This is a genomic window from Flavobacterium sp. ACAM 123 (assembly GCF_000264055.1).
Taxonomy (GTDB): domain Bacteria; phylum Bacteroidota; class Bacteroidia; order Flavobacteriales; family Flavobacteriaceae; genus Flavobacterium.
Genome location: NZ_AJXL01000099.1, coordinates 1 through 14,420, shown reverse-complemented (window position 1 = coordinate 14,420; position 14,420 = coordinate 1). Strand labels below are relative to the sequence as shown.

Genomic DNA, 14,420 nt, shown 5'->3' with positions numbered 1-14,420 from the left:
ACCGCATATCCTGGTTAGGAAATAGCGGTTTTTTTAAATATAAAAATGGTTTGGTTAATAGCGTAATCGTTTCACAATGATAATAATAATATTTGACTATCAAAAATTAAACATAACAAAATCCTAATTTATTGTTAACTGTTTAGCATCACTGGCATCACGAGCATCGTTACCGTTTCGCCTTCTTCTAGTCCATCAACAGGTGTAAGAATCCCAGCTCTGTTAGGCAATGACATTTCAAGCATAATCATATCTGATTGCAGATTAGTCAACATTTCAGTAAGAAAACGGGAGTTATATCCTATTTGCATATCGTCTCCTTGATAATCACAAGTCAATCTTTCCTCTGCTTTGTTAGAGTAATCAATATCTTCTGCAGAAACATTCAATTCAGCACCTGCAATTTTCAAACGAATTTGGTGTGTTGTTTTGTTAGAGAAAATAGCAACACGACGAACAGAACTCAAAAATTGTGAACGGTCAATCATTAATTTATTTGGATTCTCTTTTGGTATTACCGCTTCGTAGTTTGGATATTTTCCATCTATTAAACGACACATTAAAATATAATTATCGAAAGAAAAAGTGGCATTCGAATCGTTGTATTCAATTTTCACTTCAGCATCTGAAGCAGAAAGGATATTTTTTAGAATAGTCAAAGGTTTCTTTGGCATAATAAAATCAGCCACTTGAGACGCTTTTACATCTGTACGTGCATATTTTACAAGTTTGTGTGCGTCAGTTGCCACAAAAGTTAATCCTTCCGGAGAAAACTGAAAAAATACACCGGACATTACCGGACGTAAATCATCGTTACCGGCAGCAAAGATAGTTTTGCTTATGGCTGTTGCCAATACGTCAGCGGGAACTAAAGTTACAGAAGGCTCTTCCAAGTTAACAGATTTTGGAAATTCATCACCAGGAGCATACGCCAAAGCATATTTACCGGAGTTTGAACTAATCTCAATCGTGCTGTTTTCTTCAACAGTAAAAGTTAACGGTTGTTCTGGAAAAGTTTTAAGGATCTCCAATAGTAATTTTGCCGGTACGGCAACACTTCCTTTACTGGTGGAATCAATAGCTAGGTTAGCAGACATTGTAGTCTCTAAATCACTTGCCGAAACCGTTAATTCGTTGTTGTCTAACTCAAATAGGAAGTTGTCCAAAATCGGCAAAGTATTGCTGCTGTTGATAACATTACCTAAAACCTGTAATTGTTTTAATAAGTACGAACTCGATACTATAAATTTCATCTGTTTTATTTTATTTTTTTTAGGTATCTATTTTATTTTGATTTGTAAAATACAATACATTTTACAAATATATTGTAAACTATTCTAGTATTGAAACTTTTTTATTAACATCTACTGACCGTATTTTCTTTTTCTGAGGTACGTAAATAAAACGCCAAATAACACTAAGATTAGAAGTGGCAGCCCGATAGTTATGACTTGCGTCTTGCCGTAGTTTTCAAAAACTTTTTCTTTGTCCAATAAAGGCAAATCCAGATCCTTGCTTCGAATGTTAATAAGTCCGGTATCGTCTAATAGGTAACTGACACAATTCAGCATAAAATCCTTATTGTCGTATAAATTTCCGGACCGTTGATCGTAACCCAGTTCGACGGGTTGGAAGTTTTTATCCAGTTGATTTTTTATCAAATCCCCGTCAGAAATCACAATCATTTTATTCTTTTTTCCTGCGGACTCAAACGTTGCTTGTTCAAAAGGCAAGACCCTGTTTTCAAACATGGAATGGAAGGATCCCTCCAGCAATAGGGCAAGCGGCATGTTTCCGGTTTTGATGTAATGGTTGGGGCTGGTTTCTTCGGCTACAATATCTAAATTCACTTCTACTGGTGCGCCAATTCTCTTGGAATATTGGGAGGATTTGAGCAGTATTGTTTTCTTGATTTTGTTTTTCAGCGTGTCGATGGGATTTGCAAAATCAAATTTGATTCCGCCTAAATTTTTTACTATTGGATGCGTACTCTCCGGATATACTAATGGGGCAAACTTCCAGTTGAACTCCTGGTATTGTGTGGCGCTTCCCTGTTCTCCCGTTGCCAGTTTTATAGGACTTCCTTGTTCGTCTTTGACTATGTCCGGGTTAATGCGGAAACCATATTTAAAGAACATATCGTTCAAATTCAAATCCCTTGGAAACGCAAATGTAGATCCTGAAGGATTGTACAGACTGTCCATCTCCACATTTATCTGCTCCACAAGCCACAGTGTTTTTCCTCCGTTAATTATAAATTGATCCAAGACCTGCTTTTCAGCATCAGAGAACATTTCTGTAGGTTTGGCGATAATGGCCAAATCATATTTTTGTAAAGCATTGAGGCTGCCTGTAGGGTCTTTTGCAACCGAATCTAAAGTAAAAGGTCCTATGTGATAACTTTCTCTTATCTGCAACAGGAATTTAGCCATTAACACATCCTGAAGCTCACCGTTGCCTTTGATTACGGCAACCGTTTTTTGCTTCACCGTGGTAACTTTATTGAAGGCATCCGATATCGAATATTCGAGATGTTGTACCGAACCTATGACCATTTCAGTGGTCGTAGCGCCCATTCGGTTTTTCAATAACGGAATATTGACTTCTTTGTTTTGATATACCGCGACAGCCCATGGAAAGACCATGGCTTGCGACTGTTTTCCCTTGTCATCAACTGTTATATTTACAGGAGTTAATCCCTTTCGGTACAACTCTTTGATGTTATCCATACTGGCATCTTCGTTTTCCAATGGATCGATGAATTCGAAAACGATATTTTGGTTATAGGCTTGAAATTCTTCCAATAGCTGCTGCGTTTCTTGCTGCAGCCTTTTGAATTCAGGGGGCAAATCTCCTTGTAGGTATATTTTGATATACAGCGGTTCTTTCACTTCTCTGACTATGTCTAAAGAAGTGGTGGATAGGGTATATCTATGATCCTTTGTTAAATCAAAACGATGAAAAAACTGGTTTCCGATCGCGTTTATAATCAGCAAAAGTCCGATTGTAATCAATACCGATTTTAGGTTGCTTTTTTTAAGTGGTACCATTATAATTTGAAAGATTTAAGATTATAGACAGTAAACGAAAGAAATAACACCGTTATACTCAAAAAATACAGCACGTCTCTGGTGTCAATCACGCCACGCCCCATACTTTTAAAGTGATCTTGCATTCCAAAAGCGGAGATTAGAGTTGAAAAAGAGTGGGTTAGCGAGGCTATGCTTTCAAAGCCAAAATAGAAAAAGAAACACAAAAATACGGAGAGGATAAAAGCCACGATTTGATTATCGGATAGGGTAGACGTGAAAATTCCGATGGAAGAATATGCACTAACCAGGAACAACAGTCCGACATAAGAACCAATTGTACTTCCCATATCTATATTTCCTGCGGGCATTCCTAAGTTGGAGATCACTTCTACATAAATGAACGTCGGAATAATAGCCATTACAATGAGTAGTACTGCACCGAGAAATTTCCCGTTGACAATCTGCCAGAGACTCAAGGGTTTTGTTAAAAGCAACTCCAGTGTTCCCTGCTTTTTCTCATCGGAAAAGCTGCGCATGGTTACCGCAGGAATCAGGAAAATTAAAATCCAGGGGGCTAAAGTGAAAAATGGTGTCATATTAGCAAAACCGGTGTTCAGGATGTTGTAGTCTCCTTCGAAAACCCAAAGGAATAATCCGTTCAGAATCAGAAATAGTGCGATTACCAAATAACCTATTGGGGATCCAAAAAAGGACTTAATTTCTTTTAATAATAAGGCTTTCATGTATGTTGTTTAATTTGCCAAAGATTGCTCTGCCGCTGGCAGAGATGCTAAGGCGCAAAGTTTTATTTTCTATCTCTTATCGTTTTCTAAAAAGTACCCTTTATTACAAGGCTGCTGTAAACTGATTACTGCAAACTGGCTAACTTGTCCACACTCCAAGCCTCAGGTTTACCATTGAATAATTTTTTCGTAAAAGTCCAAACTTCATTGAAGAACTCAGAATTTCTGTAATTTTCTAAATCTGATTCGGTATCCCAATAGCTATATGTAAAAAAGATACTTTTGTTCTCTTTGTCCTGATATAGCTCTAATAAACGGTTTCCAGGAGCACACCGGATACGTTCTTTAATTGATTCGAAATTTTCCAGGAATGCGGGAATGTTTTCTTCGTGAAAACTCAATTTTACTATTCGTACAAACATGTGTTTTATGATTAACGATTGTTTTTTTTAGATCTTTTCTCTTTAGGGTAATCTTTAATTCTTAAATTGGATAGCAACGACATCTCTATAATTTAACCCCAATAGGCTATTTGCTGAGCCCACTTTAGACGGGTTACTTCTGAAAATAGCGATTTCGAGAAAACCGGCTTCATTAAAAATCGCCAGTTTTTCACCTTCATAATTCTTGATCTGATATTTATCAGAATTGGCAATCGCGGAGTAATTGGGCAAAATGGTTTTGATGTTTTTAGTTTTCATTATAATCTCATAGGGTCTGCCTTTGGCAAATTCCACGAACTGTCTTTTACTGATGTTGGTCACCACGTTGCCAAAATGATCTATATAAACGACATGGCCTTTTAATATATTGTTGTCATCAGAAATAGCGGCTTTTAATTCGGTTATTTGCTTCAGGCTATTGATTTCTTTTCCAATGACATTTAATAATCCGCCTTTGGCGATATGACAGGCTACCAAAACAAAAACATCCAAGCCAGTCGCTTCGCTAGGTAAGCGGTCATGAATGTTGATGGCAACCATTCTTTGTGGTACAATTTTTTGCGAAAGCATGCTAAGAATACCGTTATCGGCAGCAATGAAGTAAGAGTCATTCCATTGCATGACAATATGCTGGTTCTCTTTATTCAACTCCATATCCACACCTATTAAATGCACAGTTCCTTTGGGAAAACTCGAATAGGCCGCACTAATGACGTAACTAGCTTCAACTGTGTTGAATGGATCAATATGATGCGAAATGTCTATGATGGAAACTTCAGGATACTCCGATAATATTTTCCCTTTCAACGCACCAACAAAGTGGTCTTTTAAGCCGTAATCGGTAGTAAGGGTAATTATTGACATATATTTTTTATAACTTATGGTGTATTCTAAACCTAATTTTCATTAAATTTGAGTGATGCAAATCTAATAATAGTAAATTCAAAAAAGCAAAAAACAAAAAACAAATTCCAAATAATACCGGAAATAATAGGAAGGTTTAAAACCAAAACGGATTGTATTTATTAATTGATTAATTTTTATATAAAACTACAACTTTTGAACGAAAGAATAATCGAGCTCATAGACATCGCGCCAAAAGAATTTTGGGGCGCTCAAGACACTCATCTTGAAACAATTAAAAAATATTACCCAAAGCTTAAGATCGTTGCTCGAGGAACTACTTTAAAGGCATTTGGGGAAAAAGAAATCTTAGACGAGTTCGAAAATCGTTTTCAACGGCTAATGCTGCACTTTACACGATACAACAACATAGATAATAATGTTATTGAGCGTGTTATTTTAGGCGAAAGTCAGGACGATAAAAGAGTTCTAATTAATGACAAAATCCTGGTTCACGGTGTTGGTGGTAAAATTATTAAGGCTATGACACCTAACCAGCAATTGCTTGTTGACACAATAAATAAAAATGATATGGTTTTTGCTGTAGGTCCAGCAGGAACTGGAAAAACCTATACGGGGGTAGCAATGGCCGTAAAAGCATTGAAAGAAAAACAGGTAAAGCGCATTATTCTTACCCGTCCGGCAGTGGAAGCAGGGGAGAACTTGGGGTTTCTTCCAGGAGATATGAAAGAAAAATTAGATCCTTACATGCAGCCGCTGTACGACGCTTTAAGGGATATGATACCAAATGAAAAACTGGAAGATTATATTTTGAAAGGGATCATTCAAATTGCCCCGCTTGCCTTTATGCGAGGACGGACGCTGGATCACGCTTTTGTGATTTTGGACGAGGCGCAAAATACAACACATTCCCAAATGAAAATGTTTCTGACCCGTATGGGGAAAAGTGCAAAATTCATGGTAACTGGTGATCCGGGACAAGTTGATTTGCCACGAAGAACCATTTCAGGTTTGAAGGAGGCTTTGTTGGTTTTAAAAGATATTGAAGGAATCGGAATCGTATATCTGGATGATAAAGACATAGTAAGACACCGATTAGTTAAGAAAGTATTGGATGCTTATAAATATACGGAAAATCCAGAATAAAAATAAAAAGTATATTTTTCAGATAGTAAAATCAGTGCTATGTACGGCCCCGCTAGGGGTCGTATTTTTTAATATAATATTTAACTCTTGTTGTTGCATAAATAGTAAAACCTTGCGTTTAATTGTAGTGCGATAATAAAGCTTAAAACAGACACATTGAAGAACGTACTCATAACTGGAGCTTCCGGAGGTATTGGGAAAGAGATAGCATTGCATTTTGCTAAAAATGGCTGGAATGTTATTGCCACTATGATTCACATGGATCATGGGAAAGAGCTTGAAGGTGTAGAAAACATAAGTTGTTACTTGCTGGATGTGACTTCCACTGAAAGCATCGCGCTCGCCAAGAAAAAAATAATTGAAGATTTTAAAATAATAGACGTTGTAATTAATAATGCTGGAGTAGGGTACAGAAGTTTTGTAGAATTATCTGAGGATGCTGAAATCAATACGATTGTTGATGTAAACTGGATTGGAGTTGTAAAAGTCTGCAGAGCATTTATTCCTGAATTCAGAGCCCGGAAAAAGGGACACTTTATTAATATAAGTTCCATTGCAGGTTTAGTGAACTTGCCATTAGGGAGTTTTTACCATGCTACGAAACATGCAGTTGAAAGTTTTTCTGAGTGCATGGCCTATGAATTAATCGATTTTAATATCAGCGTTTCCACAGTTCAATTTGGAAATACACAGACCAATTTTCAAAAAAATGTAGTTAAATCTAATCAATCATCCTTACCCTCTTACAATAATTTAATGGAGAAAATAAGTTTGATATTGGAAATTAAAACTAAAAAAAATACGGGTTTGAAACCACAAATTATTCGGGAACTACTTAAAATTGCAGAAAATCCGCCTAAAAATTTTAAAAGGTATACAATCGGTTTTGATGCTAATGGACTTAGTTTCCTAAGATTTGGAATGGGATATCGTTTATTTGGTAGGATAATAAGGCAATCTGTTTTTAAATAATTTTTTGGCATGTGCTTCTCATTTTAAAATATAAGACACTTCCATAGCCGAATAAATAAAAGTTAAATATATGCTACAGTAAAAGTCAATTTGACAATTTCTTTTGTGGTTTATTTATATTGAGGAAAATTTGTAATGGAATTGGAATAACAAAAAGCAATATGCAAAAGAGAATAAAGGTAGTAATAAGTGATTTAGACGGGACCTTGTTAAATCAACATCATATAATATCAGAATATACTAAATCGGTTTTTCAAGAGCTTCACAATCAAGGCTATCTTTTGATTATCGCTACAGGACGTCATCATCTCGATGCGTTGCCCATTGTTGCCGGCTTAGGATGTCCGGTATACTTAGTGACATCTAATGGGGCACGAATTCACTCCCCGCAAAAAGAACTTCTTTTTTCTTTAGACATAAATAGTGAAGCTATAAAGTCCGTTTTGTCTCTTGGTATTGATTCTGGATTTACAACAGTTTTGTTTAAGGAAAATATCTGGCTGACTAACAAGCACAATGAAGCCTTAAACAGTTTTCAGGCAGAATTAAATTATTTGCCTGAGCTTGTGAATTTTGATACAATAGAAGATTTGAGTGCCATAAAAATGTTTTTTACACATGATCGTCATTCTAGATTAATGGAGCTGAGAGATAAAATAGTAGAAAAGCATTCAGATGTTTTTAGTCACGCATTTAGTTTACCGCTTTGTTTGGAATTTATGGACAAGAGTGTTGATAAAAGTTTAGCTATTGCTAGGATTCTGGAAATAGAAAATTCAAATTTTCACGAGACCATTTCTTTTGGTGACGGGTACAATGATGAAAGAATGTTGAATGCCACTGCGGTTGGTTTAGTAATGGGAAATGCTCCTGACAGTTTAAAAAGTAAGCTTTCCCACCTAGAGATAATCGGAACTAACGATGCAGATGGTGTCGCAAAGTTTTTATTGGAAAGAGTTTTGAACCGCAAAACGACAACCGTCTTTCGATTATAAAGTAGAATTGTTTTTATAGTATTCAAAGTGTATTTTTGTGTAAACTAAATTACATAAAAATGACCAAATGTATCTTTATTCTAGCATTTCTTATCCTTGCTTTAACGGGGCAAAGTCAGAATCTGAAGTTAGAAGAAATAATGAAAGGGGATGAATTTATTGGTTCTCAACCAACAAGTGGACGGTGGTCTTTGGACGGCAAGAAAATTTATTTTGATTGGAATCCAAATAATGAATTAGAAGCCGCTACGTATTTTTGGGATAAGAATATGGTAAAACCCCAATTGACTTCTTCTCAAGAAGCTGCATTTTCTAAAATGGATTTTAAAAGTAAACCATATACTGATATCGCTTACTATATTGATAAAGGGACGCTGTACTCGTACTCTATCCAAAATAAAACGATAAAAAAACTACTGCAACAATCTAATCCAATTTCTAATTTACAACTAGGGAAGGATAATGGAGTTTTGTTTTTTATGCAAAACGAAAACATCCTTAAATTTGATACAAAGCAAGGGACACTTATCCAAGTTACTAATTTCAAAAAAGGAAAAGAAAAGGAAAAAGAAGAGGATAAAGAAACTTTTTTGAAAAGTCAGCAAAAAGAATTGTTTCAATTTATACGCGACCAGGAAACAAAGAAAAAATATATTGCGGCAAAGAAAGAGGAAAATAAAGCTGACTTCCCAAAAGAATATTTTTACGGGACAAGTATTTTCCAGAGTTTAAAAATGAGTCCGAAAGGTAATTTTGCGACATTCAGGCTCACTAAAGAAACGAATTTAAAAAGTGAAAAAATGGAAATTTTTATCACTGCAGATGGATATAACGAGGTTCAGAATACAAAAGAAAAAGTTTCAATAGCTAATTTAACTACTTCTAAATTCGGAATCTATTCGGTTGCAAAAGATTCCGTTTATTTTATAAATTTTGGTTCATTAAGTCATATGCAAGATGCTCCAGAGTATTATAAATTATATGAGAATCTTAAAAATAAGGAAAAAGAGGATAAATTAATTTTTGTACAAGAACCTATTTATAGTGAAGACGGTTCATACGCTATAACAGAGATTAGAAGTCAGGACAATAAAGACCGCTGGATTGTACAATTGAATTTAGAAAAAGGTAGTTTTGACGAACTAGACCATCAGCATGATGAAGCGTGGATCGGAGGGCCTGGTATTCCATCTTATGCTTACAGTTCAGGAACTTTAGATTTTTTGGGAGATAATGAAACCATTTACTTTCAATCAGAAGCAACGGGATATTCTCACTTATATACCTACAACCTTAAGACAAAAATTAAAAAACAACACACAAAAGGAGATTGGGAAGTTCGGGAAGTACGCCTTTCAAAAGATAAGAGTGCTTTTTATTTAACGACTAACACAACGCATCCAGGAAATAGGGGTTTCTATAAATTAGGTATTTCTGGTGGTGATTTGCAACCAATTTTGATTAAAGACGGAGCTCATGAAGTGACGCTTTCGCCGGATGAAAGCACTTTATTGGTTCGCTATTCGTTTAAAAACGAGCCTTGGGAATTATTTATTGGTGAAAACAAAAAAAGCACGACGCTTCGCCAAATAACGAATTCTACAACCGAAGTATTCAAAGGCTATGCATGGCGTACTCCTGAAGTAATCACTTTTAAAGCGCAGGACGGAACTGCAGTCTATGCCAGATTATACAAACCCCAAAAGTACAAAGCAAATAAAGCAGCAATACTCTTTGTTCATGGTGCCGGTTATTTGCAAAATGCTCATAATTATTGGAGCAGTTACAATAGAGAGTATATGTTTCACAATTTATTGACTGATTTAGGGTACACTGTTTTAGATATCGATTATCGAGGAAGTGATGGATATGGACGTGACTTTAGAACCGGGATTTACCGATTTATGGGAGGGAAAGATTTGTCAGATCAAATTGGGGGTAAAAATTATTTGGTAGAAAACTTGGGAATTAATCCTGAAAAAGTAGGAATGTATGGCGGATCTTATGGTGGTTTTATTACCCTAATGGCCATGTTGACAAAACCTAATGAGTTTGAATCAGGTGCTGCATTACGCTCGGTAACGGATTGGGCACACTACAATCATGGATACACAGGGAATATCCTTAATTTCCCAGAAACAGATCCGGATGCTTACAAAAAAAGTTCGCCAATTTATTTCGCTGATAATTTACAGGGAAATTTATTGATGCTTCATGGAATGGTGGATAATAATGTGGAGTATAAAGATGTCGTTCGTTTATCACAACGTTTTATTGAGCTGGGCAAGAAAAACTGGAGTCTATCCTCATTTCCTGTTGAAGCGCATGGCTTTAAAGAAACCTACTCGTGGGTTGATGAATACAGCCGAATCCTTGATTTATTCAATAAAACACTTCTTGAAAAATAGAGTTCGTAAAAAGGACTCTTTTTTATGGAATTGGTTTGAAATAATTATAAATTTGCAGCTATTAAAAACGATAACGCAACAACAATTATAATGAGCAATACAATAACAACCACTAATTTTAATTTTCCAAATCAAAAATCGGTGTATCGAGGTAAAGTACGGGAAGTTTATAATATCAATGACGACCTTTTAGTTATGGTTGCCACAGATAGACTTTCTGCTTTTGATGTGGTGTTGCCAAAAGGAATTCCGTACAAAGGTCAGATTTTGAACCAAATTGCTACTAAATTCATGGAATTAACCCAAGATATTGTTCCGAATTGGTTGATTGCAACTCCGGATCCTAGTGTAGCTGTCGGTCATTTATGTGTGCCTTTTAAAGTAGAAATGGTGATTCGTGGATACTTATCTGGTCATGCGGCGCGTGAATATGCGCTTGGTAAAAGAGAAATTTGCGGTGTGCCAATGCCGGAAGGATTAAAAGAAAATGATAAATTTTCAACTTCTATAATTACGCCGACAACAAAAGCAGATAATGGAGAACACGATGCTGATATTTCGAGAGAAAACATTCTGTCTAAAGGAATCGTTTCTGAAGCCGATTATTTAGTTTTAGAAAAATATACGAGAGCTTTATTTCAAAGAGGAACTGAAATTGCAGCAAGCCGTGGATTGATATTGGTGGACACCAAATATGAATTTGGTAAAACTAAAGATGGAGTTATTGTTCTTATTGACGAAATTCATACGCCTGATTCTTCTCGCTACTTTTATTCAGAAGGATATCAAGAAAGACAAGACAAAGGAGAGGAGCAAAAACAATTGTCAAAAGAATTTGTACGCCGTTGGTTAATTCAGAATGGTTTTCAAGGTTTAGAGGGACAACAAATTCCTGATATGTCTGATGAATACATTGAAACAGTTTCTGAAAGGTATATTGAATTATATGAAAAAATCCTTGGTGAAAAATTCGTAAAGGCTGACATTTCAAATATCAATGAACGAATTGAAAAAAACGTCTTGACTTATTTAGAGAATAGATAAAAAAGCAAATACAAAATAGATAAGAAAACCGCAACCCTTGATGGAGTTGCGGTTTTTTTTAGCCCTGATAGAAGCGATATCCTTTTTCTGGTTTCGTTTTAGAAACCAGAAAAAGATAAAGCAGATAGCAGGAATAGCTACTAACCCTATTTAAAATAAGAAAACGTTTCGTTGTTCTCTATCTTCAATAGCGTTTCATATATTAATTTGATAACATTTTCCACATCATCACGGTGTACCATTTCGACAGTCGTATGCATGTAACGCAAAGGAAGTGAAATCAAAGCCGAAGCCACACCACCATTGCTATACGCAAATGCATCCGTGTCTGTTCCAGTAACTCTTGAAGAAGCGAGACGCTGAAAAGGAATTTTCTTCTCTTCGGCAGTTTCTAGAATTAGTTCTCTCAGGTTATTTTGAACTGCGGGTGCATAAGTAACAACTGGTCCTTTTCCAATTTTTGTTTCTCCTTCCACCTTCTTCTCAATCATTGGAGTAGTAGAGTCATGACATACGTCAGTAACAATAGCTACGTTTGGTTTGATGGTTTTAGTAATCATCTCTGCACCACGAAGACCTACTTCTTCCTGAACTGAATTAGTGATGTACAATCCGAACGGCAATTTCACTTTGTTTTCATGCAATAAACGAGCTACTTCGGCAATCATAAAGCCACCCATACGGTTATCAATGGCGCGACAAACAAATTTATTCTCGTTTAGAATCATGAATTCATCTGGGTAAGTGATTACACATCCTACATGAACGCCCATTTTATCCACCTCTTCTTTTGTTTCACAACCTATGTCGATGAACAAATTGCTGATTTTAGCGTTTTCTTCTTTTTCTCCTTTTCGGGTATGAATAGCCGGCCATCCAAAAACACCTTTGATAATTCCTTTCTTAGTATGAATGTTAACGCGTTTTGAAGGAGCAATCTGGTGGTCTGAACCTCCATTACGAATAACATATATTAAACCATCGTCAGTGATATAATTAACATACCAGGAAATTTCATCGGCATGCCCTTCGATCACTACCTTATAAGGGGCGTCAGGATTAATAATTCCCACTGCTGTTCCGTAAGTGTCCGTTATAAAGGTATCAACATAAGGTTTTAAGTACTCCATCCATAATTTCTGTCCTTCAGCTTCAAAGCCTGTCGGGGAGGCGTTGTTTAAATATTGCTCTAAAAATGTAATAGAGGATTTCTTTAATATCGATTTAGTGCTCATAAAATATATATTTTTTGCTAAATTATAGAATTGGCATTACACTTGCAGATATAATGTATAATTTTACGATAAAATTTTTCTGTATGCAGTTTATTAGATTTTCGCTTTTCTTTCTTTTATTAACGGTAGTGGCCCATGGACAGGTTATTTCTAAAGACACTACAAAGATGGGTTATGTTTTAGTGGATACTGACGAAGTGCTTAATGACACGATTCAACTCGAAGAAATTATTGTTTCAAAAGAAAAGTTGGATCCCGATGCCAAGAAACGATTTCTGATTTTGCAAAGCAGAGTCTATATAACCTATCCTTATGCTAAATTGGCTTCCGAAAGATTAACGCTTTTAAATAAAGGTATGACAAGGCTTTCCACCAATAGAGAAAAGAAGAAGTATTTCAAGATAGTGGAAAGTTACCTCAATGACGAATTTGAAGCAAAGCTTAAAAAATTGTCGCGCAGTCAAGGCCGAATATTGGTAAAGCTAATCCACCGTCAAACGGGTACCACGACTTACGAACTGGTAAAAACACTGAAAAGCGGGTGGAAAGCCTTTTGGTCTAGCACCGCAGCCAGTATGTTTGATATTAATTTGAAAAGTGAATTTGCTCCTTATGAATCTAATGAAGACTTTTTGATTGAAACCATACTGGCAAGAGCCTTTGAATCTGGGAGATTACAGAACCAACCACCGGCACAGCCTGTAGATATTGATAAGCTCAATGATTTCTGGGAAGCCAAAGCACAGCGGGCAACACCATAAAATGGCTTGGGCGTGCCCCTGAATAAAAAAAGAGGCTATACCTATATATAGGGAGTGATTAATTTATTTTCAGGAGCTATTTCCCGCTATTCGTTACAATCTACCTCGCCGAACGCCGGCTCGATAGGATTTGCACTGCTATCGGGGCTATGCGAGTAGTATTTCAGGAGGAACATTTCGAGATTATATATAATTTTGCTAAAAACAACGCTTAGATATAGTAGTCTATATAATATGAGGTGCCAATCGGTGTGTGAATCAAGAGTAGGTTTGTTATTGTATAGTAGTAAGGAATGGTAAAAATACACAAACTCCATCCATAAAGTCACCCTCTCCTGCGCAGAGTCCCGACACTTCGGGAGGGGAAGGGAAAAAACTTTCGTCTTCAAAAAGCGTATTTCCAGTGAGTTAAACCTAGTGTTGCGATTACATCAAAAAATAGTCAATAAAAAAGCTTGTATTAGCGCATAAAGAGTGTACTTTTGCACCCGCAACAGCGAATAAGTTCAGTAGAAGAGTGGCAGGTGATTGAAGGATTAGGTTGGAAATTATTTCTAAAATAAATCAAAAAAAAGCTTGTAGAATTCGAATTAGCTTATTATCTTTGCACCCCGCAAAACATGCAAAGTTCGTTGAAAGACTGGTAAGAGGAGATAAAGAAAATGAGGATTTAAATCTTCAAAAAAACTTTAAATTTTTCTTGCGAGAAACAAAAGAAGTTGTACTTTTGCATCCGCTTCGAGAAACACGAAAAGTGATTATCGAGGCGAAAAAGAT

At 36.0% G+C, this 14,420-nt stretch carries 13 protein-coding genes; 7 read left to right on the top strand and 6 right to left on the bottom strand.

The window, feature by feature from the left end; translation table 11 throughout:
- Positions 1-134 precede the first annotated feature (134 nt).
- From dnaN to A3SG_RS0114815, 5 genes are all read right to left on the bottom strand, one after another.
- On the bottom strand, positions 135-1,253 hold the full coding sequence (dnaN, locus tag A3SG_RS0114835) for a DNA polymerase III subunit beta (protein ID WP_016990794.1): 1,119 nt from the start codon (positions 1,251-1,253) through the stop codon (positions 135-137).
- Between the two features lie 111 nt (positions 1,254-1,364).
- Positions 1,365-3,050: a gliding motility-associated ABC transporter substrate-binding protein GldG gene (gene gldG / locus A3SG_RS0114830; protein ID WP_016990793.1), complete on the bottom strand. Its 1,686-nt coding sequence runs from the start codon at positions 3,048-3,050 to the stop codon at positions 1,365-1,367.
- Complete coding sequence (gene gldF, locus A3SG_RS0114825; protein WP_016990792.1) at positions 3,050-3,775, bottom strand: gliding motility-associated ABC transporter permease subunit GldF; 726 nt, start codon at positions 3,773-3,775, stop codon at positions 3,050-3,052. The genes gldG and gldF overlap by 1 nt, the downstream gene beginning before the upstream one ends.
- 125 nt (positions 3,776-3,900) lie before the next feature.
- Positions 3,901-4,197 carry a putative quinol monooxygenase gene (locus tag A3SG_RS0114820; RefSeq protein ID WP_029596837.1) on the bottom strand — a complete coding sequence of 99 codons (297 nt, stop codon included), beginning with the start codon at positions 4,195-4,197 and terminating at the stop codon, positions 3,901-3,903.
- A 54-nt stretch (positions 4,198-4,251) separates the two neighbouring features.
- On the bottom strand, positions 4,252-5,082 hold the full coding sequence (locus tag A3SG_RS0114815) for an S-adenosyl-l-methionine hydroxide adenosyltransferase family protein (protein ID WP_016990790.1): 831 nt from the start codon (positions 5,080-5,082) through the stop codon (positions 4,252-4,254).
- A 195-nt stretch (positions 5,083-5,277) separates the two neighbouring features.
- On the opposite strand from A3SG_RS0114815, the gene A3SG_RS0114810 reads away from it, so the two are divergent.
- The 5 genes from A3SG_RS0114810 (at position 5,278) to A3SG_RS0114790 (ending at position 11,647) form a co-directional block, all read left to right on the top strand.
- Positions 5,278-6,228, top strand: coding sequence for a PhoH family protein (locus A3SG_RS0114810; protein ID WP_016990789.1), 951 nt, complete (start codon positions 5,278-5,280; stop codon positions 6,226-6,228).
- A gap of 156 nt (positions 6,229-6,384) precedes the next feature.
- A complete protein-coding gene (locus A3SG_RS0114805) occupies positions 6,385-7,200 on the top strand; it encodes an SDR family NAD(P)-dependent oxidoreductase (protein ID WP_016990788.1) in 816 nt (271 codons plus the stop codon).
- 161 nt (positions 7,201-7,361) lie between these two features.
- On the top strand, positions 7,362-8,195 hold the full coding sequence (locus tag A3SG_RS0114800) for a Cof-type HAD-IIB family hydrolase (RefSeq protein ID WP_016990787.1): 834 nt from the start codon (positions 7,362-7,364) through the stop codon (positions 8,193-8,195).
- 59 nt (positions 8,196-8,254) lie between these two features.
- The gene (locus A3SG_RS0114795) at positions 8,255-10,603 is read left to right on the top strand and encodes a S9 family peptidase (protein ID WP_016990786.1); all 2,349 of its coding nucleotides are present in this window, start codon (positions 8,255-8,257) and stop codon (positions 10,601-10,603) included.
- 90 nt (positions 10,604-10,693) lie between these two features.
- Complete coding sequence (locus A3SG_RS0114790; RefSeq protein WP_016990785.1) at positions 10,694-11,647, top strand: phosphoribosylaminoimidazolesuccinocarboxamide synthase; 954 nt, start codon at positions 10,694-10,696, stop codon at positions 11,645-11,647.
- A 146-nt stretch (positions 11,648-11,793) separates the two neighbouring features.
- Here the strand turns inward: A3SG_RS0114790 and A3SG_RS0114785 are convergent, their stop codons facing one another.
- The gene (locus A3SG_RS0114785; RefSeq protein ID WP_016990784.1) at positions 11,794-12,882 is read right to left on the bottom strand and encodes a M42 family metallopeptidase; all 1,089 of its coding nucleotides are present in this window, start codon (positions 12,880-12,882) and stop codon (positions 11,794-11,796) included.
- Positions 12,883-12,965: 83 nt separating this feature from the next.
- Between A3SG_RS0114785 and A3SG_RS0114780 the strand changes: the two genes are divergently transcribed.
- On the top strand, positions 12,966-13,643 hold the full coding sequence (locus tag A3SG_RS0114780) for a DUF4294 domain-containing protein (protein ID WP_035664184.1): 678 nt from the start codon (positions 12,966-12,968) through the stop codon (positions 13,641-13,643).
- Positions 13,644-14,184: 541 nt separating this feature from the next.
- A partial coding sequence (locus A3SG_RS22460; RefSeq protein WP_035664179.1) for a hypothetical protein occupies positions 14,185-14,420 on the top strand: 236 nt, incomplete at its 3' end.